Raw genomic sequence first — 21,188 nt, forward strand, 5'->3', positions numbered from 1 at the left:
AGGATGAATATTAACGCCCGCCTTATTTTATTAACAACTTTATGCATACGTATTCAGATTAGTGCAAAATCATTAACTTTAACAAAAACTTCACAAAAGTTGAGCCAACACATTGTTTTTATAAGAATAAAAAATAAATATAATGGTGCAGCCTAAATAAAAACTAATTTCCACGTTCTAAACCCTTTGTGCCTACAAGAAAAACACTTAAGGTATTCATTTTTAACAAAGTCGCTTATTAGATGAAGTACATAAGTCAAACATTTTGAGCAAAGCTAATTGGTAAGACCATTAATTCATGCACCAACAACTAGCAAACCCCTTTAAAATCGCACCAAATTGGAAATCTTATATTGTTAACAGTTTCATTTAACAAATTGGTAAGTTTTCACAAAACATTAATATGTCTCTCTTAATGATGAAATTATAGTGCGCTTGCTTGCGCACTTTGAATCTATTTACCATGCATACGTATGCAGGCTTTTTACAGTCTTGTGACCTTCACGTATGCTTTTTAAAAATAACGTGGTGAAGTAGTAGCCACATATAAGATTGACGTAATCACTACGACAAATGTGGTGAAGCAGCATTGTCACGATGGAGAAAAGCATGGCTCAGCAGCAATGGTATAAAGGTGCGGTTATTTATCAAGTCTACCCGCGCAGTTTTCAAGATACCAATGGCGATGGAATTGGTGATTTAAAAGGGATCATCTCTCGCATTGACTACATTAAAAGTTTAGGTGTTGATGCTATTTGGATCTCACCATTTTTTAAGTCCCCAATGAAAGATTTTGGCTATGATATTAGTGATTATCGTGACATTGACCCTCTTTTTGGTGATTTAAATGACTTTGATGAGTTAATTGCTCAAGCCCACCAGCGTGATATCAAAATCATTATTGACCAAGTATTAAGCCACACGTCAGATCAACATCAATGGTTTTTAGACAGCCGTGAAGATAAAACCAATGACAAATCTGACTGGTACGTATGGGCCGATTCAAAGCCAGACGGTACTCAACCAAACAATTGGTTAAGCATTTTTGGTGGACCCGCTTGGCAATGGGAACCACGTCGCGGGCAATACTATTTACATAACTTTTTAACAGAGCAACCTGACTTAAACTTCCACAATCCTGATGTGCGTAAAGCTGTACTGGATAACGTAGAATTTTGGCTTAAAAAAGGTGTAGATGGTTTCCGCTTAGATGCTATTAACTTTTGTTATCACGATGCACAGCTTCGTGATAACCCAGCAAAGCCTCCTGAGAAGCGCCAAGGCCGTGGCTTTAGTGAAGATAACCCGTATGCATTTCAGTATCATGACTACAACAATACCCAGCCTGAGAATATTAGCTTTATGCAAGATATTCGTGCCTTACTGAACCAATACCCGGGTACCGTATCCCTCGGTGAAATATCATCGGAAGATTCACTCGCTACTATGGCTCAATATACAGCCGGCGGCGATAAGCTGCACATGGGTTACAGTTTTGAACTACTGACTAACGACTACAGCAGCGAGTACATTCGCACCACAGTTCAAACGCTTGAAGAACGCATGACTGAAGGCTGGCCATGCTGGGCATTTAGCAACCATGATGTAGAGCGTGTAGCAAGTCGTTGGAGCAGTGACAACAGCATCAACCCTGCACAGTGTAAAATGCTCAGTGCCCTGCTCGCATCATTGCGCGGTAGCGTGTGTATGTACCAAGGTGAAGAGCTTGGCCTAGGTGAAGCAAGTGTTGCATTTGAAGATTTACAAGACCCTTACGGCATAACCTTCTGGCCAAACTTTAAAGGTCGTGACGGCTGTCGCACGCCAATGCCATGGGATGCTGAAAGTGGCGAACATGCTGGCTTTTCACCAGAAAAACCATGGTTACCAGTGGATTCTGCTCATAAGTATCAATCTGTTAAAGTACAAGATGCAGCAGATGATTCAATTTTAAATGCGTTTCGCGAGTTTATGCAATGGCGTAAAACACAACCCGTGTTAATTGAAGGTGACATCGAGTTTATTGACACCGATGAGCCTTTACTTGCATTTTACCGACGTTTCGAAGGTAAATCGATGCTTTGCGTATTTAACTTAGCAGCTAATAGTGCAAGCCTCGCATTAGAAGGAACTGTTTTAAAAACACATGATGAGCTCCCTCATCAAACTGGCACTTTGGATACAAATAACACATTAACCCTGCCCGGTTTTGGTTGTTTTTATGCAGATATGAATTAGTTTAGCCTTTTGCTGAATCCCTAGATCAAAAAGCCCTGATACTTCAGGGCTTTTTTGTAAATATGCGTTGTTAGCTAAGTTGCAAATATTACATACTTGGCACGAGTTTGATCGCACCTTGCGCTACTTTCATATCTAATGGCAATTTACTTAATAGCGCCAACTTTGGGTCATTCATGTTAAGAGTATAAACAGGATTGACAGCTAAGAATCCATTAATGATTTTCATTGCTTCATCATCTAAAACGCCTAAATTGCCTTTAAAACTACCCGCATCAATTGTTGAGTTTAAAAGTTTTACACGTTGCAGAAATACCGCTTTTTTTTCACTGTCATAATAAGGCGCTCCTTCAATTTGTAACTTCAGGCGCACAGGATATTTTAGTGCAAATGCGTTAATAACAGCGCTTGAATCTGCACCAAGAACGATTACATCACGGTTGTTTGGACCAACGTTAACACTAATATCATTAACATCAAATTGCACAGGTAAACCAACGAGTTTAATTTGATCACTTAGTTTGGGTAATTGCTGCTTTAATACCGCTTCGATTTCTGTGTCAGTAAATGAGTAAACTGATACCCCTTGTGTGGTATTACACGCTGATAAAAATAAACAACCAATTAATAAAATGAGTTTCATATGTTTTTCCTATTCAAAAATAAAGCCGCTAGATTGCGGCTTTATTTAGTTTCGTAGAACGCAAAGTCGTATTATGCGTTAAAAACCGTTTTTAATCGCGCTAGTGTGTCACTATCAACTGAACCCTCGCTGAGCGCAAGCAGCTGTTTAAGGTAAAACTGTAAATCAGCTTGCTCACCACGATGTTTATCATCAAGCATAGCAACCTGCTCAGCCATACGTTCACTGCCTGCAGGGCTATTTACGTTCGCAAGAATTTCCATACGTATTAATAACTGGGCAACTGAAAGGTGGCTTGTTGTATTAGCTTTCCATTGTGCAGGAATAGCATCTTGATTTTCTAGTACGCTAAAGAGTGCATTAAAGTCAGCTTTAGCTGCCTGTTGTGTCAACTCTGCTAGCTTTGTATCAATCGCAGCGTGTAGGGCATTAATCCGCTTTGAAAGTGACTTAACTTGCGTTAAAGCTGATACCTTTGTACGTAAATCAAGTAATTGCGCTTTTTGATTAACCGCCGGAAGCGCCTCTTCTAATTCTGATAATTGCTGTTCGATAATAGCATTATCCGTTACCTGCTGTTCTTTGTGCTGAGCAAACTCTTCACTGCGCTTTGCAAATGTTAAGTCATTAAACTGACGAAACTTTTGCCATAACGCATTTTCTGCTTTTGCGCCAGCAAAGCCAATTTTTTGCCATTGCTGTTGCAGCTCTTTGAGTTGCTGACATGCATCAGCTAAATCATCTGACTGCGCTGATTGTTCAGCAAGCTCAACTAAACTATTTTTAGCAGCACTATTAGCTTTATGGAATGCAGTTAACGTTTGCAATACACTTTGTTGCTGTGGTTTATAAAGCGTTTGTAGTTCGCGGTATATTTTAGGCTCAACATTACCTGCATTACGCCATGCTTTATTAATCCGATTGTATTGGCTTTCATATTCTTTCCAATCAAATGCTTCAATAGTTGTATCTGTTTGTGCCAGAGCCTGCATTTGAGCGATAACCGCTTCTCTAGATTGTTTGATTTGCTCACGTTGTTGCTCTAATTGCGCAAAGTAATCGCGGCAAGGTGCAAATAGTAGCTCAATTTTTTCATCGAACTCTTTACCTTGTTGTTGCTCTTGCTCTGTGTCTAGGCGCCCTAACTCATTCCAACGACGACGTAACGTTTTTACTTGTGCAACGCGTGCTTTTGGATCAGTACAAGGCTGCTCTAATAGCGTTGTAACTTCAGCTAAGAGCTCTTCACGCTTAGGTGCTGACGCATACTTTTGCCAATCGCGTGCGTTTTCAAGCTGCGTCTCTAATTCAACTTTAAGTTTATCAAGTTGCTGTGCAAAAGCAGGTGTTAATGAATCATAAAGTTCAACAAAGCCTTTAAACACACCAAATGCCACATTAAAACGACCTTGTTCAATTAAGCGCTTTACATCGCGGCCTTTACGACTTGCTTGCTGTTGGTTTTTTGTTAGTTGCTTAGTTAATGGCTCAACAGCATTAGACCATAATTGCTTTTGCGCTTTTAATTGTGATTTAAAAGGAGCCTGCAGGGCTATTGGCAGTTGTTTTAATGGTGCATTTGCTGCTTTATATGCTGCATTAAACTCGCCACTTACTTCATCAAATGTACTTTTATCAACATCCGTTGTCACTTCAGTAAGGGTATTAAGTGCTTGCTTAAACTGCGTAATGGCTGCGCTTAATTGCGGTAACTGAGCAACCTGCTTTGCAAGTTGAGATAACTTAGTAAAGACTTTGGTTTTTTGCGCACTGTCTGCCAACTCGCTGGTGTTCATTGCCTCTTGTGCTTGTGTTACTTTTGCATCTAACCAATCTTGTTGAATTTGCTCTGGTGTTTCTAAGCCCAATTGCAATGCATTTTCAATCTCTTCACTCAGTGCTTCAAGATTAGCAATTGCCAACACTTCACGTTGCTTTTGCGCAAGCTCTGCTTGTTGTTGGTCAAATTGTGCTTTTAACTGAGACACATGCGTGTTCAGTTTAGTTGTGATTGAGTTATATTTTTCTTCTAGGTTTGCGACTTGTTCTGTGCTCAACCAGTTAAGCTCTTGTGTTTGCCATTGTGCAATAAGTGCTTGGCTTTGCTCATTAACAAGCTCATAGTCGTGCTTTTCACGCAATGCATTGAGTTTAGCTAAAATAATACGCGTTTCATTTTGCACTTGAATAGGCATTTCAATTGCGCGTTGCTCGTTATCTAAATGCGTTTGCAAACTACTTTTGGCTTCACCTTGCGCATGTTTGACTAAAGCTTTTGCTAATTGTTGATTGATTACAAGCTCAGTTAATTGTTGCTGTAATTCTGCAGAGCCTTCTTTAAAGGCCTTTTCTGTTAATTTAGGATTCGATAAACGTTTTAGTAGCTTAACGCGCACTTGCAGTTCTTTTTCAGCGAAAGCCAGCTTTTCAAGCGTTTTAATCGGTGCAAAACGTTCGATGTATTCATTTTTAATATCGTTGTTAAGCGCTTGCTCGTTATTTAATACCGCATTTGAAATATGCTGCTCAGCTAAGTCTTTTAGATTTTTATCTTGTTTGTAGGCTTTCCACCACAGCACTAAATCGTTTACTTTATTGAGCGCCTTTTTTCTAATTTCTGCTGAATTGTCATCAAGTGCAAGCGTACTCAGAATAGTTGCATCTCGTTCTACATCTAAACTTTCAATCGCTTCTAAACGAACGTGCTGTTTTGGGTGTTTCCACTTCGGGGTAAAAAGATGTTTAAAGATCATGTTCACTGAACCTTGCTATTTCATTATCTGAGTTAAATTCTTTTTGTAACTGCGCTTTGGTCTTTTGTACCATTTCACCATTAGATCCAATGGTAAATTGTTCGTTTGATTGGGCTACTTTAGCTTGATAAAGCATAACAATTTGCACTGTTTGCTCTTTTTGCTCGTCACTGAGTGCCGTGCCATCAGGCCACTTGCCTGTTGCAGCACCATACTGTAAACGTTCAAATAATTCTGGGGTAATATTATTTACAAGGTTGTCGATGTTCATATCAATTTTTCTTTTTAAGTACTACTAAAATTACGCGATTAACTAAATACCAAATACACCCGATGCCAATGGCAGCAGAGCATAAATACCATTTTGCTGTTTCAGGTTCTGGCTGTAAAAAATACAAACAAAAAAAGCCACCTAAGAAAATGAATAGTGCAAAAAAGGAGTGGTTCATAAACATTTGCTGTTTATTGATGCGCTTTTCACGCAATAGTTGCTGGCGTTGCTCATCATTAAGCTCTGCCACGTTATTCTCACAATGAGGGCATTGTTTATGTTTATCTGATATCGATTTATTACAACTAGGACAACTGACAATCGCCATATAACTCTCCATACTCCACATAAAAAAAGGCGCCTGTAGGCGCCTTTCATTGTACTTGTTTTATGCCGCAATGTCTGTTTTGAATTTCACTCAATTGCTAAGACATTGCCAAAGGCGATGAATAAATCACAATCACCATCGCAATCATTCATTATTCTGGCTGTTTGCCTTTTTCTTTGGCTTTATCAGCTAAACGTTTTTCCCAAAAAGTGGCATTTTTTATACCTAACTTAATCGGATCAAACGTAATTTCGCCGCCCGCTTTCTTTTGCTCTTCGTAGTCACGCAAACAATTTAACGCAGGCTTTGCAACAAAGAAAATGGCTAATATTCCAACAATATTAATCCACGCCATTAAGCCCACACCAATATCACCAATACTCCAAATATAGCCAGAGTTATTAACCATGCCGTATGCCACCATAAACATAATCACTAATTTAACGATTAATAGTGGGATGCTGCCTTTAAAATAGCGGTTAAGGTAAGCAACATTGGTTTCTGCTATGTAGTAGTACGCTAGTATCGTTGTAAACGCGAAGAAGAATAAAGCGACACCTACAAACGCCTCACCAAAACCACCAAATACACTAAATAGTGCCATTTGAGTGAACGCAGCAGAACCTACCTCAGTTGCAGCATCAACATTTTGTACAATAAATTGACCTGCTGGCAGCTCACCAACAACGTTGTATTGCTGTGTTATTAGAATCATCAATGCCGTTGCTGTACAAACAAAAATTGTATCAACATACACTGAAAAAGCTTGTACTAAACCTTGTTGTGCTGGGTGATCCACCTCAGCAGCAGCAGCGGCATGAGGGCCTGAGCCTTGACCCGCTTCGTTAGAATAAATACCGCGTTTTACACCCCAAAATATCGCTGCACCCAATCCAGCTTGCGCTGTGAATGCATCCGAAATAATTAATGAGAAGATACCCGGTACTTTATCTACATTTAAAAATACCACAATGAGTGCTAGTACAATGTAACCTAGCGCCATAAACGGCACGACTATTTGGGTAAAGTTTGCAATACGCTTAATGCCGCCAAAAATGATAAATGCTAACACAATTAAAATAATAGCCAGTGCCACTAGTTTAAATGTACCAACTTCACCAAAACTCGTTGATACCATTTCACCATTACCAAACACTTGAGTAAACGCGTTACCAACGGCATTAGCTTGAACGCCAGGTAAAAATACACCACAAGCAATGATTGCAGAAACAGCAAATAAAATACCTAGCCATTTTTGCTCTAAGCAACGGTCAAAATAATACGCTGGACCACCACGATATTGGCCGTCTTCTTCAATTTTATAAATTTGGCCTAATGTTGACTCTGCGTAAGCCGTGCTTGCGCCTAAAAAAGCAACAATCCACATCCAAAAAATGGCTCCAGGGCCACCAAAACCAATTGCAGCAGCAACACCTGCAATGTTACCAACACCTACACGCCCTGATAATGAAACGGCAAGTGCTTGAAAAGACGAAATACCTGTTGTTGAACGGTTAGAAGTGAGTAGCAGTTTACACATTTCTTTGAAATGTCTAACTTGTGCAAAACGAGTTAGAACAGAATAAAATAGACCGGCGCCTAGACATAAGAAAACGAGTGCACTACTCCACACAACATCATTAACAGCGCTTACAAAAGCTTCCATAGATATCCTCTACAATTATATTTTTTATTTTTAGTTACGATACTTTGCTTTAGTAACTCAGAATATGTGACAACCCTTACCAATTAAATCAATAAATAACACTTTAATAAGGGTAACGCTCTCATGTTAACTTAAACCCATCAAGTTTGTTAACACTTAATTTCCAAAAATCAATTTGAAATAACAACTGGGGATTTTTTGTGGGGATAATGGGCGCTCAAAGGCGCCCATATGATATGAAGTTATCTTAGCTTATCAACAACATTAACGATGGCCGCTAATGTATCTTGTCCAAACTGATAAGAACGACGGTCTGACCAGCCGTAGTCTGGATCAGGTAAATCATCGTTATCTTTAAATGGCATTTCTACAGTGTAAGCAAGTGCTTTAAACTCTTCAGCTACCGCTGATGAGCCTACAGTTAAGTTTGCCTCGCCTGGTGCATCTTTCGGATAGCCGTGCTCATCTTGGAATTCAGGAGTCACAACAAGCAAAGCTGCTTTAAAGTTATCTTCTAGCTCTTTCATACGAGCATCGTAGCTTGGAATGCCTTCACTGCCTGCAACAAAGTTATATGGAATGGCTTCATCACCATGAATATCTAAGTGCATATCAAGGCCTGTTTCACGCATTTTATTAAGTACTAAATACACTTCAGGGCTATTTTCCATGCTAGGTGTTTGCCACTCACGGTTTAAGTTTACACCTTTAGCGTTAGTGCGTAAGTGACCACGGGCACTGCCATCTGGGTTCATGTTTGGCACAATATAGAATACTGCTTTTGATAAAAGTGCAGCTGCGTGCGGGTCTTCATCATCCAGTAACTTATGTAATACACCTTCCACATACCATTCGGCCATTGTTTCACCGGGGTGTTGACGTGCTGTGATCCAGATTATTTTTTTATTCTCATCACTTTCACCGCCAACACGTAATACGCTCATATCTCTGCCATCGAGTGTTTCACCAAGCGTTTCTAGCTGACATGCTTCTTGGCTTTGCGCCCATGTGATTAAGTCTAAGTGACGCTCGTAGCTATACGGGGCAAAATAAGCAAAGTAAATTGTGCCGCACTCAGGTTCAATTTCAAAACTTAGCGTACCATCAGCATAACTTGACGGGACACGGAACCATGTTTGACGATCATACGATGCAACAGCGTGATACCCTACCCAGCCGTCAGGATAAGCGGAGTTTTCAAGATTGTTGATGTGTAATTTATGGTTTTGAAACGGCATTGTCTCTAAGCGAAAATGAAACCATTGAAAAAAATCCGATTGATGATCTTTATTGATCTCTAATTGAATATCTAATGGGTCCGTGGCTGCAATAACATTGATATTACCACTGTCAAAATTACTGGTGATCTTCATGTAAAATAAACCTATAGGTGAATAATAAAGTCTAACCAATCAATATTAGTCAGAGATTATGTAACACTCTTTTGATGGAGCGTTTTGTTAGTAAAATGTAGTAAACTAGAAACAGCCTACCACACACCTGGAATTTTGAAAAAATTCACGACTAAAAAAGCCAGCTGTTGCTGGCTTTCGTATTTAACTAAAAATTATTGCTTAACGTGGCAAGCTTGGAAATGCAACTTCAGCCATGTCGCGCATACAGCGAACTACCTGACAGCTGTAACCAAATTCATTATCATACCAAACATAAAGCACAACACGGTTACCATCAACAATCGTTGCTTGTGAGTCTACAACGCCGGCGTAGCGACTACCTACTAAATCGGTAGATACAATTTCAGTTGACGCGGTGTAATCGATTTGGTCGCGTAAATCTGAATGCAAAGCGGCGTTACGTAAGAAAGAGTTAAGCTCTTCTACTGACGTATCTGTCGCAAGGTTTAGGTTTAAAATTGCTAATGAAACATTCGGTGTTGGTACACGGATTGCGTTACCTGTTAGTTTACCTTCAAGTTCAGGTAAAGCTTTAGATACAGCTTTAGCAGCACCCGTTTCTGTGATAACCATATTTAATGCTGCAGCACGACCACGGCGCTCAGCTTTGTGGTAGTTATCAATTAGGTTTTGGTCATTTGTATATGAATGAACTGTTTCTACGTGACCATTATTAATACCAAACTTATCATTTAATGCTTTAAGCGTTGGCGTAATAGCATTTGTAGTACAGCTTGCAGCACACACAATTTTATCTTCAGGTAAGATATCTTGGTTATTTACACCGTATACGATGTTTTTAATATTACCTTTAGCAGGTGCTGTTAATAATACTTTTGCAGCGCCTTTTGATTCAAGGTGTTGGCCTAGGCCTGCTTCGTCTTTCCAGATACCTGTATTATCAACAATAAGTGCATCTTCAATGCCGTATGCTGTGTAATCAATTTCACTTGGCGAATTAGCGTAGATAACTTGAATGTAGCTACCGTTTGCTTTTATTGCGTTACGCTCTTTATCGATGGTAATAGAACCATTGAATGGACCGTGGATAGAGTCGCGGCGTAATAGGCTTGCACGTTTTTCAAGATCACCATCTTTACCACCACGCACAACAATTGCACGTAAACGTAAGTCAGCATATGGACCTGACTTTTCAATTAATAAGCGCGCAAGTAAACGACCTATACGTCCAAATCCATATAAAACAACATCACGAGGCTCTTTAGCCTTTGAGTTAATGATTTCAGCTAGTTCATCATTTAAGTATTCTTCAACTGAACGACCTTTAGCTGCATCATTAAACAGGTAACCATATGCAAGCTTACCAATATCAATACGCGCTGAGTTTAAATCCATTTTGCTGATTGCTTCTAGAAATGGAAAGCTTTCGCGTAAACGTAATTTTGTACCTTCAAATTGTGCCACAGTTTTGTGAGATTTGATGATATCAATAGGGCTTGCGTTAACAAGTGGACGACCATAAACAGCAATTTCAATACCACGACTACGGTATAATTTACCGATTATCGGTTGCATGCTTTCAGCATAATCTTGGCGTTCTTGCCAGCTATTAGTGTATTCTAACTCGTGAGATGAGGTCATGTTTTTTACCTAATTAAACAATTTTTGAACGGATATCCATAGCGCAAATTTAGCATGTGAGAGCAACTCGTCACTATGGTCAGGGGTATTCTAATTTAAACTCGCGCGATTCTCCACTGTTACAGATCAATTCATTGGGCTAGAATAAAACATATATTATAAAAGTAGGGTTTAGGGATGTTACTCAGAACAACTGTATTATTGAGTATTTTGGTACTTACTGGGTGTGAAGAGCCACTGACACAGGCAAAAATTTGTAAAGAAACACCAGGGCTATGTAATGATTTGAATAAAGACAGTCATTGTAAAAAAGAGCGCGCAGAAGTTATTGTTGCTCGGTATCATGAATATAAGCAACCCACTGAAGAAAACAAATATACTTTGTTACAAGGCTTTGAAAGCTATAACCAATGCGTCTCTCTTGCAGCAAAGATAGAGCATATCAAGCTAAAAGAAAAAACCACCTCTCGGGTAGAAGGTCATTTAGTGAGCCTTAAGGAGATGACACGTTTATATCAAGATACTAAAGGCACTAATCACCCAGGTCTGCTTTACTATCATTGGTCACGCAATAATGACCAGTCTGCGTTAACCAAACTATTAGCGTTAGAAAATGACCCCAGTGTAACGAATGATGCACAAATGCAGTTTTTTTTAGCGACGTACTATATAAAATCAGATGAAGAGAAAACGATAGATTTACTTTATAAAACGCTAGAGTTAAATAAAGCAGGTGAAGAACCTAATCCAGAAATTTATATGACTCTGGTAAGCTTGTTCAATAAACACGAAAAATACAAACACGCTTATACATTTGCTCGTGTTGCGCAGTTATCTGGCGTAACAAATATAGAAATTCTACCGATTGAGCACCAACTCACAGCAACAGGGCGAAGCTTAGATAGTTTAGAGACACTAGCACAACAAACTTACGACAAAATTCAAAGTGGTCAGTTTGTATCCCCTCGAGGATTTTAATCTTTAACTATAAAGTAGCCTCCACAAAAAAGCGGCTAAAAAAGCCGCTTTTAAAACTCCCCAGCAAACGACACTGGGATATTACTACAATTACTTTACGCCTAATTCACGTAAACGCTCTTGTAAGTAGCTATCAGCTGTATAACGCTCAGACAACACAACATCTGGACGTGGGTGCAAGAATAACGGCAGTGAAATACGTGACTTAGTCGACGCCTTACCTGTTGGATTAATTACACGGTGAATTGTTGATGGAAAATACCCACCTGACGCTTCTTGTAGCATGTCACCAATGTTAATGATCAAACTGCCAAAATCACACGGCACGTCTAACCAACCACCGTCAGTTTTTTGCACCTGTAAGCCTGGCTCATTAGAGGCAGGTAAAACAGTTAATAGATTGATGTCGCCGTGTGCTGCGGCGCGAATGGCACCTGGCTCTTCATCACCTGTCATCGGTGGATAATGCAATATACGCAATAATGTTTGCTCTGAATCAGCAATCATATCTTTTAAGTCAATTGAAAATTTAGCACGAACATCAGCCGGTGCTTCAGCTTGCACCCAGCTTAACAAGGTTGCCGCAAACTCATTGGCTAGACGGTAGTATTCACGTACGTCAGCTTCAAGCTGTTCAGGCACACGGCCTTTTGGATAAACATGAAAATATTCTTTAATATCTTTTACTGTAAAACCTTTAGCAACCTCAGATACTGACGGTGGGAAATACCCATCTTGGGTTTCTTTTGAAAATAAGAAGTCATGCTTTTGCTCAGAATTAAAAAACGCCTGCCAGTTCTCATAAATTGATTCAACTAAAGATTGCGGGATTGGGTGGTTTTTCAGTACACCAAAACCAGTGTTTCTAAGAGATTCAACAAATTGAGCGGCTGCATCGCTCGCTTGATAATCGACGGTAGGTAGTTGCATGTTCGTATCCAATGAATTAAGTTGTCAAAAGCCTTTGCTAATCATAGCAGTTGCTCCATTGTAGCGCTTCGCGAGGATAATAAACTAACCCTAAAAACATAAGGACTTATGTCCGCCCCCTACCCTAGTTCAACTCATAGTTGATGTAGATCAAGCGCTATAAATTACCACAATTAAATTGAAATCATACCGTTATTATATTGGTCTACTCTTTATATACAAAGTGAAGGTGCATTCAATGCGACAAAAAATAATCTTTAAAAGTGGCAAGTTACAACTTGCTGGCCAATTAGAGTCTCCCGCTGGCGATATCAAATTTTACGCCTTATTTGCCCACTGCTTTACGTGTGGTAAAGACATTGCAGCAGCCACTCGTATTAGCCGTGCCTTAACACAACAAGGTATTGCCGTTTTACGGTTTGATTTTACTGGTTTAGGTAACAGCGATGGCGACTTTGCCAATAGTAATTTTTCATCCAATATTCAGGACTTAATAGCCGCCGCTGATCATTTAAGAGAGTATTTCAAGGCCCCGCAATTATTAATCGGACATAGCTTAGGTGGTGCAGCGGTCCTTGCAGCTGCTGAGCATATTAAAGAAGTTCAAGCGATAACTACCATTGCTGCTCCATCAGATGCACAACATGTAGCACATAATTTTAGTGCCCACCTTGATGAAATAAACAGCGCAGGCGAAGCAAAGGTAAGTTTAGCTGGGCGTGAATTCACCATTAAAAAGCAGTTTGTTGACGATATAGCTAAATACGATCGCAGCCATATAAGTAAACTAAAACGCGCTTTACTGGTTATGCACTCTCCCATTGATGCAACGGTTAGTATCAATGAGGCTGAAAAAATTTACGCAGCAGCAAAACACCCTAAAAGCTTTATTAGTTTGGATAAAGCCGATCACTTGCTAACAACAAAACAAGATGCTGATTATGCGGCGAGCATAATTGCTACATGGGCCAATAGATACGTGGAATAAATAAATTAAAATACTGGCTTAGGTATTTTAAAGTACCTAAGCAATAACGTTACCAGCCGCCTCCACCACCGCCTCCGCCGCCGCCACCTGAAAAACCACCTCCACCAGAAAAACCTGAGCTCGACATAGAGGATGAAACACTTGAGTTTCCCAGGGCTGAATAGCTCATTCCATCTATACAATTAAGAAATTCTGTTTGGTCAGAGAAATCACCTGAAAACCACATCGGTTTATATCTATAAGGATTGAGAGATTCAGCAATCTTCTTCTTTTTACGCCTTTTTTGTTTTCTAAACTGCCCTCTTTTAAACCTCAAAGCATCATCAAACCGATCAGACCATTGGTCATGTAAATCAAGCGAAATTGCATAGGGTAAAAACTTCTCGTACTCAGTATCAGTAAGTAAATGATCGTCTTCAGGCAGTTTTTTAGCCGATATATACTTTTTGATTTGCATTGAACTGAACAGTAATGGCTTACCGTATTGAGTAGGCCCGCGATTTAGAGACCATGCTGTTATACAACTTAACAGTAAGAACGCCACTGAAATCGACAACAAGGGTAAAAAACTACAAAGCAGCCATATCCAAGGGAGCCATGTAAAGCATATAAGTAAGCCCTTTTTTTCCCACTGAGGTTCAACATTTTCATCAGAGTCCTCAAAAATAGTTTCGTATATGGCCAGCCAGATAATACCCACGGGTAAAGTCATAACAATAATAACCGGCCCGTATAGAATATCTGTCCAATCGGAAACGCCTAGTAGCAACTGTAAGCCTACAAATAAAAATGACAGGGCAACAGTAAAAAGTGTGTATTTATAATTCCACGTGAAAATACTTGCCGCCTTTAGTTCTTTGCTAATAGCGCGAGAAAACAGTTTAAAGAGCTCTCGATTTTGCTTTCTATTTTTGCGGCTAACTTGGTAGCTCCCCCCCTGCTTAATAACCCAATCAAGAATACATTGTTCACTTGGTGGTAAAGGCGTTTTTGGGTGGTTCGCTTTAAGTGAGAGTGTTAATGTATGGGTGTAAAACAAGCCCTCTTTAACACTATTCTCAGAGGGAAGGTGTTCATATTTTAAGTCTAAGTAGCCTTTAATTGCCAAGTTGGTGCTGGCAGAAGTTAAGTCTCTCATTGTACTGCTGGTAAGTACTGCGTGATTTAATATGTAATTAATTATTGCAGGACTAATCACATTGGGAACATCCATATTATCCGGAGTATCAATATTTTCATCTGGATAAATGCCAACCTTACACCAAGACCAATAAACAAAACCAGCCACTGTAGCCACAGACGTGATTAATAAAATCCACTCTAAAAAGTCCAGTAAAAATATAAAGTAAAATACCGAAGGTTGCTCGATTACACCTTTAGAGAGTGCGAGAACAATTGTCATCCCCTCACCTAAACCTAACTCTTGTGTAGCCGTGAATCTAAATTGATGCTTTTTTTGGTTATCAACAATGTAATTTTCTTCTTTTTCCGAATAATGACCGGTATAAGCTTTGTACTTCAGTACATTGGCTTGCTCTGGCAAGTTAACTACAACTGTTGACTCTTCTATCGAAGTTGCCCATTGATGAGGTATGGCATTAAAATATAACTCATCATAATTTTGAAAAAATCGAATTTCATCTGATAATTGATAAGAAATAACAAATGTAGCAGGCCCATGCTCTAACTCTTTTTCAGCATCGCCTACTTTTATGAGTGCCCTCCCATTTGAAATGGTTGCTTCATAAGGTGTTGGTGTATTATTTAACTGAGCACTTAGCATCTTGAAGCCCGCTAAGTATTCGCCGCCATAACGGCCCTCAAGTAATAGGGGGATCCGTCTAAAAATACCATGTTTGAATATATAACCACCAGCCGTTATTTCGAACTGCTCAGTGATGATAAGATTACCATTAGGTTTCACATCAATTGTAACGTGTAATCCCGCTGTTGAATCAGGCTCCCTTGCCTCTACATAGGGCAATAATATAGCGATGAGTAAAAAAACGATACATCCCTGCAAAATAAATTTCATTATTAATTAGTCCCTTTTAAATAACACGTATATATACATTGAGTGCTTGCTACGGCAAAAACTCTTTTATATTTTTTTTCATTTCTTTTATTAAATCAGCAGGGCCACCATCGTACATATCGTTATGACGTGATTTTTCTATCAGGATTTGCCTAACAGGAAACTCATTTAGCTCTGTGTCATTCAGTAACACATTTTCATCAGCTGGATAATCACTGCCACGCAATGTAAGTACACTGATATTTTTATTACGAGGTAATAACATACGGCGGTGATCAAGTGTAATAATACGCTCCACTTCATTAGGGTAAAGTGCCGCGTAAAGCGCCGAGATATCCCCGCCATTGGAATGACCAAATAAAGTTAAATGGCTAAAATCATAAGATGGATAACGAGAGCTTAATTCATTGACTAAAAACTTTAAGGTCACCACGCCTCGATACCAATTCTCTAGACGAGTAGCTAAATAAGGTGGCTTCCTGTTAAGTGCTGGGTCGCCCTGTAATTCGTGGGCAACGGCGATTGTTAAATACCCTTTGGCCGTGAAAATATCAGCCGCAAATTTGTAATCAGTGTGCGCAATACCATACCCTGCATTAATAAATGCTACCGGGCATTTATTATGTTCGCTGCAGGTGGATGAATTACTCGGCTCTGAGATAGTAACGGGAATCGCACGATCGCGGGCTTTATCAACAATCACTTCATTTTTGGCAAAACTAACCGCGCAGAAAGAAAAGCTGCTTAATATAATGAGAGACTTTAAAGCGTTCATCTGTTGTGAATCTTATAGTTTTTATTTTAATTACAATAAGTTTAAGGTTTTTACTGTGTTATGTATATGCTCAGACAAGTTACTCGCAGCTAAACGATTATTTATTGCAAATATATGCGATAATAGCGCTAATATTTATGTTTATTTAAAAGTGCCCTATGAAATCATACAGCAGCATCGAACAACGTATCGACATTTTACAAAGTCGCATCGAAGCTTACCAAGAAGAAATCGCAGTACTACAAGCCGAGCCGAAAAATAATAACGAACGTATTATTTTTAAGTTTATTGAAACCGGTAGTACAGGTAAAACCAAAGACTTCGTCAGAGAGCTTGGCATTAAATCACCCCGTGATAGCTTATACTCATCTGGCGATGTGACTAAGTTAATTAAAGATGGCGCTGATGATATTAACCCTGCGCTACTTGAGATTGCTCGCACTCTTGCCAGCGCTCGCAATAAAAACGGCCCAAGCTGTTAGAACAACGCTTTATTATGAAATTAGCCGTGTAATAACGGCTAATCCACTAGCTCGATATCAAGCCCAGCTAATAAATTTAACGCCTCAAGTCGCTCAAACTTAGCACCACTAAGATCGTTATTTTTTATATCAATATTAAATTGTGTAGCACCGACAAAATTTGCGTTACTTAAATTGGTTTGATGAAACACACTGTCTCTAAAATCTGTGCCTATAAACTGGCTTTTCGCTAAATTGGCATGCCTAAAATCGACATCCTTTGCAAAGCAGTCCGTCATTGTTAATGCTTTTAATTGCGACTCAAAAAATGAGCTATGGCTAAGCTCGCAGTCTTTAAAACTAACCGGTGCAGTCAATGCCAATTGCGGCCAGTTTACTTGCCCCCATACAATGCTATTGAGCTTACAGCCTTTAAAATCCACCTCTTCTAAAGAGCTGTAATTCCAACTTAAATCACTCAAGTTGCAATTGATAAACTCACAATCGATAAAACGACAGCTACTAAATTGACTGCGGCTAAAGTCACACTCAATAAACTGGCATTGCTCAAATTCAATGTCACTAAAGCGCTGTGCTGTTGCTTTAACCTTTAAGAATTCGTGCTCATAGTAATCGTTTTGTGTAAATAACATACCTTCTGCCATAACTCCCTCATAAAACAGCAATAAAAAAACCCTAAGAGTAAGCTTAGGGTTTTTAACATTAAACTAGTTTTTTCGTCACTTATTCAGCTGGTTTTTCAGCTTTTTCAACAACGTTGATAGCAAGCTCAGTCAATGAATCTGCATTAGCTTTGCTTGGTGCATCAGTTAGTAAACATGAAGCTTGTGTTGTCTTAGGGAAAGCAATAACGTCACGAATGTTATCAGTACCACACAGTAGCATTACTAAACGGTCTAAACCAAACGCAAGACCTGCATGCGGTGGCGTGCCGTATTTAAGCGCGTCAAGTAAGAAGCCAAATTTATCTTGTTGCTCTTGTGCTTCAATACCTAGGATTCTAAATGCCGCTTCTTGCATATCTGCATTGTGAATACGAACAGAGCCGCCGCCTACTTCGTAGCCGTTTAATACCATATCGTAGGCATCTGAGATAGCCGCTGCTGGATTTGCTTCAAGTTCTTCAGCACTGATGTCTTTTGGCGCTGTAAATGGGTGGTGTACAGCATGAAGAGTGCCTTCGTCATCTTCTTCAAACATTGGGAAGTCAACAACCCAAAGTGGTGCCCAGCTATCAAGGTTGGTGATTTCTAAATCAACACCAATCTTCAAGCGTAATGCACCCATGGCTTCATTTACTGTGTTGCGCTTATCTGCACCGAATAAAATGATGTCGCCTGTTTGTGCATCAGTACGAGCAAGGAGTTCGTTAATCACTTCTTCGTTTAAGAACTTAGCGATTGGCGATTGCACACCTTCAGCGCCTGCATCACGGTCGTTAACTTTCATCCAAGCTAGGCCTTTCGCACCGTAAATACCAATAAACTTGGTGTAGTCATCTAACTGCTTACGTGAAAGCTTCGCGCCACCTGGTACTGTTAATACTGCAACACGGCCTTTTTCATCATTTGCAGGGCCTGAGAATACTTTAAACTCAACGTCTTTTACCAAATCAGCAACGTCAATCAACTTCATTGGGTTACGTAGGTCAGGCTTATCAGAGCCGTACAAGCTCATCGCCTCTGAATAAGGCATGATTGGGAACTCGCCTAAATCAACATTAAGCAATGACTGCCACATTTCACGGATCATCTTTTCAGTCATACCGCGTACTTGATCAGAGCTCATGAACGACGTTTCTAAATCTATTTGAGTAAATTCAGGTTGACGGTCAGCACGTAAATCTTCATCACGGAAACATTTAACGATTTGGTAGTAACGATCAAAACCAGACATCATCAATAATTGCTTAAACAACTGTGGTGATTGCGGTAATGCGTAAAAGCTGCCTTTGTGAACACGACTCGGTACTAAATAGTCACGCGCACCTTCAGGTGTTGCTTTCGTTAATACAGGCGTTTCAATATCTAGAAATGCATTTTCATCTAAAAAGCGACGCACAAAGCTGCTTGCTTTAGCACGTAATTTAATACGGTCGCTCATCTCTAAACGACGTAAATCTAAATAACGGTACTTTAAGCGGCGCTCTTCTGAGTTCACTTGGTTAAAATCAAGCGGTAACGGCTCTGAGCGATTGATAATAGTTAAGCTAGTGCCTAGAATTTCAACTTCACCTGTTGCCATATCTTTGTTTACTTGGCTCTCTGGGCGTGCACGTACAACACCTTTAAGCTGCACACAAAATTCTTGACGAAGTTTATTGGCTGTATCCATTAAGCCTTCAACTTCAGGATCGAATACAACTTGCACTAAGCCTTCTCTGTCGCGTAAATCAACAAAAATAAGACCACCCAGGTCACGTCGTTTATTTATCCAACCACATAGTTCAACTTCTTGATCTACGTGAGTTTTATTTAGCTGTCCGCAGTATATAGAGCGCATAGTATTCCTGTCAGTTAAAGACTCATAGCCGCTTTCCCTAAGAATTTGCTGTTTTTGGGGAGTTAAAGCCACTATTTATTAATCATTTTAGGGGGTGCATTATACCCAAGTTACTTAAAAATGCGAGCGCGGCAGCGGGCTCTGTGCTTTCAATTTATAGATTTGATATACTAGCCAAAACACGCAATCAGTTAACCATTTTATGTTGTATTTAGGGTGTCCGCAGTGGTCAAACGCTGCGTGGAAAGGCAATTTATTATCCAGCCATTGTAAAAATGCTGACATGCTGCATGAATACGCGCAGGTGTTTAATTCTGTTGAAGGTAATACCAGCTTTTATGCCGACCCTAGTATTGAGTCACTCAAGCGCTGGCGTGATGCCGTTAATAACGATTTTAAATTTACCTTTAAATTTAATCGTCGCTTTAGTCACGAATTGCAATTGACCAATATTGATGACGAGCTTACAGCTTGGTTTAATTTGTTCGAACCGCTATTACCCTATATCGGCCAAATCATGTTGCAACTACCAAATAGCTTTAGCCCAGCACAATTGCCCCTTCTCGCTCAGTTTATTAGTAAGCTGCCACACGATATAAATTACGGGGTTGAAGTACGCCACCCTGAATTTTTTAAAAAAGGCGATGCAGAAGTTGCGTTTAACCAGTTATTAATGGCCAACAACATTAACCGGATTGCCATGGATACACGTGCCCTATTTGCAGTAAAAGCTAATACCGAAGCCTCGATAGATGCCCAACAAAAAAAGCCTCATCTACCTGTCCATGCTATCGCAACCGGTGAACAGCCAATGGCAAGGTTTGTGATTGCCAGTTTAGAGCATAACTATAAAAATTATTACCAGCCCTGGCTGAAAAAAGTACAACAATGGCTCGATGAAGGTAAAACCCCTTATGTGTTTTTTCATACCGCCGATAATCGCCAAGCTCCATTGTTAGCGCGTCAATTTTGCCAAGACTTAAATTATAACCACCGCGTTTTATCACCTTTTGTAGGTGAAAAAGAAGCTACTCAATCGAGCTTATTTTAAATTTATGAAAGACTACTCTCGTTATTTTACAGGCTACCCTGAACAAATTGTCACACAAGTGATGCAGCTCATTAATAACAACAAACACGGCGCATACTTAACTAAAAAATACCCCAATGCCCATAACATCACCAGTGATAAGTCGTTATATGCTTACGCCACTGAGCTTAAAAAGCGCTACTTAAAAAATGCACCACCATTTGGCCGCGCCGCATTTAAAAAGCAAGGTGATATGGTGACTAATGCACTGGGTACACATACTTACCGTATGCAAGGTAAAACTCGCAAACATGATTTAGCAATAAACAACGATTTACTACGCGCACCAGAGCCATTATTAAAAGCATTAGTGGTACATGAACTCGCCCATTTTAAAGAAAAAGATCACAACAAAAGCTTTTACGCCCTGTGTTGTCACATGGAGCCAGAGTACCACCAGCTGGAGTTAGATTTACGAATATTTTGTGTCTTGGTCGAACAAAATAACAACCCATATATAACCTAATGGGCACCTCTTCATAATAAGGGCAA

General features: G+C 39.6%; 17 protein-coding genes and 1 pseudogene. 6 read left to right on the forward strand and 12 right to left on the reverse strand.

All coding sequences use genetic code 11. The features are described from left to right. The first annotated feature begins 609 nt into the window (after positions 1–609). On the forward strand, positions 610–2,238 hold the full coding sequence (locus tag ACFI4Z_RS01340; protein WP_462669018.1) for an alpha-glucosidase family protein: 1,629 nt from the start codon (positions 610–612) through the stop codon (positions 2,236–2,238). An 88-nt stretch (positions 2,239–2,326) separates the two neighbouring features. On the opposite strand, the gene ACFI4Z_RS01345 is transcribed toward ACFI4Z_RS01340, so the two are convergent. The 7 genes from ACFI4Z_RS01345 to ACFI4Z_RS01375 all read right to left on the reverse strand — a co-directional run bounded on the left by ACFI4Z_RS01345 (position 2,327) and on the right by ACFI4Z_RS01375 (position 10,916). Then, positions 2,327–2,881, reverse strand: coding sequence for a DUF1439 domain-containing protein (locus ACFI4Z_RS01345; RefSeq protein WP_462669019.1), 555 nt, complete (start codon positions 2,879–2,881; stop codon positions 2,327–2,329). Positions 2,882–2,952: 71 nt separating this feature from the next. After that, positions 2,953–5,634 carry a DUF349 domain-containing protein gene (locus ACFI4Z_RS01350; protein WP_462669020.1) on the reverse strand — a complete coding sequence of 894 codons (2,682 nt, stop codon included), beginning with the start codon at positions 5,632–5,634 and terminating at the stop codon, positions 2,953–2,955. After that, positions 5,624–5,905, reverse strand: a complete 282-nt coding sequence (locus tag ACFI4Z_RS01355) for a YeaC family protein (RefSeq protein WP_099295793.1) — start codon at positions 5,903–5,905, stop codon at positions 5,624–5,626. The genes ACFI4Z_RS01350 and ACFI4Z_RS01355 overlap by 11 nt, the downstream gene beginning before the upstream one ends. A gap of 1 nt (position 5,906) precedes the next feature. Further along, positions 5,907–6,233: a hypothetical protein gene (locus ACFI4Z_RS01360; protein ID WP_394191402.1), complete on the reverse strand. Its 327-nt coding sequence runs from the start codon at positions 6,231–6,233 to the stop codon at positions 5,907–5,909. 151 nt (positions 6,234–6,384) lie between these two features. Continuing rightward, positions 6,385–7,899 carry an alanine/glycine:cation symporter family protein gene (locus tag ACFI4Z_RS01365; RefSeq protein WP_462669021.1) on the reverse strand — a complete coding sequence of 505 codons (1,515 nt, stop codon included), beginning with the start codon at positions 7,897–7,899 and terminating at the stop codon, positions 6,385–6,387. Between the two features lie 242 nt (positions 7,900–8,141). Next, positions 8,142–9,272: a M14 family metallopeptidase gene (locus ACFI4Z_RS01370; RefSeq protein ID WP_462669022.1), complete on the reverse strand. Its 1,131-nt coding sequence runs from the start codon at positions 9,270–9,272 to the stop codon at positions 8,142–8,144. 201 nt (positions 9,273–9,473) lie between these two features. After that, positions 9,474–10,916 (reverse strand): glyceraldehyde-3-phosphate dehydrogenase, encoded by a 1,443-nt coding sequence (locus tag ACFI4Z_RS01375; protein ID WP_099295797.1) that lies wholly within the window; start codon positions 10,914–10,916, stop codon positions 9,474–9,476. Positions 10,917–11,093: 177 nt separating this feature from the next. Here ACFI4Z_RS01375 and ACFI4Z_RS01380 point away from each other — a divergent pair, with 177 nt between their 5' ends. After that, complete coding sequence (locus ACFI4Z_RS01380; RefSeq protein ID WP_462669023.1) at positions 11,094–11,894, forward strand: DUF2989 domain-containing protein; 801 nt, start codon at positions 11,094–11,096, stop codon at positions 11,892–11,894. A gap of 90 nt (positions 11,895–11,984) precedes the next feature. Here the strand turns inward: ACFI4Z_RS01380 and ACFI4Z_RS01385 are convergent, their stop codons facing one another. Further along, on the reverse strand, positions 11,985–12,824 hold the full coding sequence (locus ACFI4Z_RS01385; protein ID WP_462669024.1) for an isopenicillin N synthase family dioxygenase: 840 nt from the start codon (positions 12,822–12,824) through the stop codon (positions 11,985–11,987). 238 nt (positions 12,825–13,062) lie between these two features. Between ACFI4Z_RS01385 and ACFI4Z_RS01390 the strand changes: the two are divergent. Further along, positions 13,063–13,809 (forward strand): annotated as a pseudogene (locus tag ACFI4Z_RS01390) (alpha/beta hydrolase family protein); the annotation flags it as partial. Positions 13,810–13,861: 52 nt separating this feature from the next. On the opposite strand, the gene ACFI4Z_RS01395 reads toward ACFI4Z_RS01390, so the two are convergent. After that, entirely contained in the window at positions 13,862–15,847 is a 1,986-nt protein-coding gene (locus tag ACFI4Z_RS01395) for a DUF2207 domain-containing protein (RefSeq protein WP_462669025.1), read from the reverse strand. A gap of 49 nt (positions 15,848–15,896) precedes the next feature. After that, a complete protein-coding gene (locus ACFI4Z_RS01400; RefSeq protein ID WP_462669026.1) occupies positions 15,897–16,622 on the reverse strand; it encodes an alpha/beta fold hydrolase in 726 nt (241 codons plus the stop codon). A gap of 158 nt (positions 16,623–16,780) precedes the next feature. On the opposite strand from ACFI4Z_RS01400, the gene ACFI4Z_RS01405 reads away from it, so the two are divergent. Beyond that, complete coding sequence (locus ACFI4Z_RS01405) at positions 16,781–17,104, forward strand: hypothetical protein (RefSeq protein ID WP_462669027.1); 324 nt, start codon at positions 16,781–16,783, stop codon at positions 17,102–17,104. 38 nt (positions 17,105–17,142) lie between these two features. Here ACFI4Z_RS01405 and ACFI4Z_RS01410 read toward each other — a convergent pair whose 3' ends face one another. Both ACFI4Z_RS01410 and aspS read right to left on the reverse strand, forming a co-directional pair. Continuing rightward, positions 17,143–17,748, reverse strand: coding sequence for a pentapeptide repeat-containing protein (locus ACFI4Z_RS01410; protein ID WP_462669028.1), 606 nt, complete (start codon positions 17,746–17,748; stop codon positions 17,143–17,145). A gap of 79 nt (positions 17,749–17,827) precedes the next feature. Beyond that, the gene (gene aspS / locus ACFI4Z_RS01415) at positions 17,828–19,606 is read right to left on the reverse strand and encodes an aspartate--tRNA ligase (protein ID WP_462669029.1); all 1,779 of its coding nucleotides are present in this window, start codon (positions 19,604–19,606) and stop codon (positions 17,828–17,830) included. A 202-nt stretch (positions 19,607–19,808) separates the two neighbouring features. On the opposite strand from aspS, the gene ACFI4Z_RS01420 reads away from it, so the two are divergent. Both ACFI4Z_RS01420 and ACFI4Z_RS01425 read left to right on the forward strand, forming a co-directional pair. After that, positions 19,809–20,657, forward strand: a complete 849-nt coding sequence (locus ACFI4Z_RS01420; protein WP_462669030.1) for a DUF72 domain-containing protein — start codon at positions 19,809–19,811, stop codon at positions 20,655–20,657. Between the two features lie 4 nt (positions 20,658–20,661). Continuing rightward, positions 20,662–21,162 (forward strand): M48 metallopeptidase family protein, encoded by a 501-nt coding sequence (locus ACFI4Z_RS01425; protein WP_462669031.1) that lies wholly within the window; start codon positions 20,662–20,664, stop codon positions 21,160–21,162. Positions 21,163–21,188 lie beyond the last annotated feature (26 nt).

The sequence above is a fragment of the Pseudoalteromonas sp. RWi3 genome, assembly GCF_054960735.1.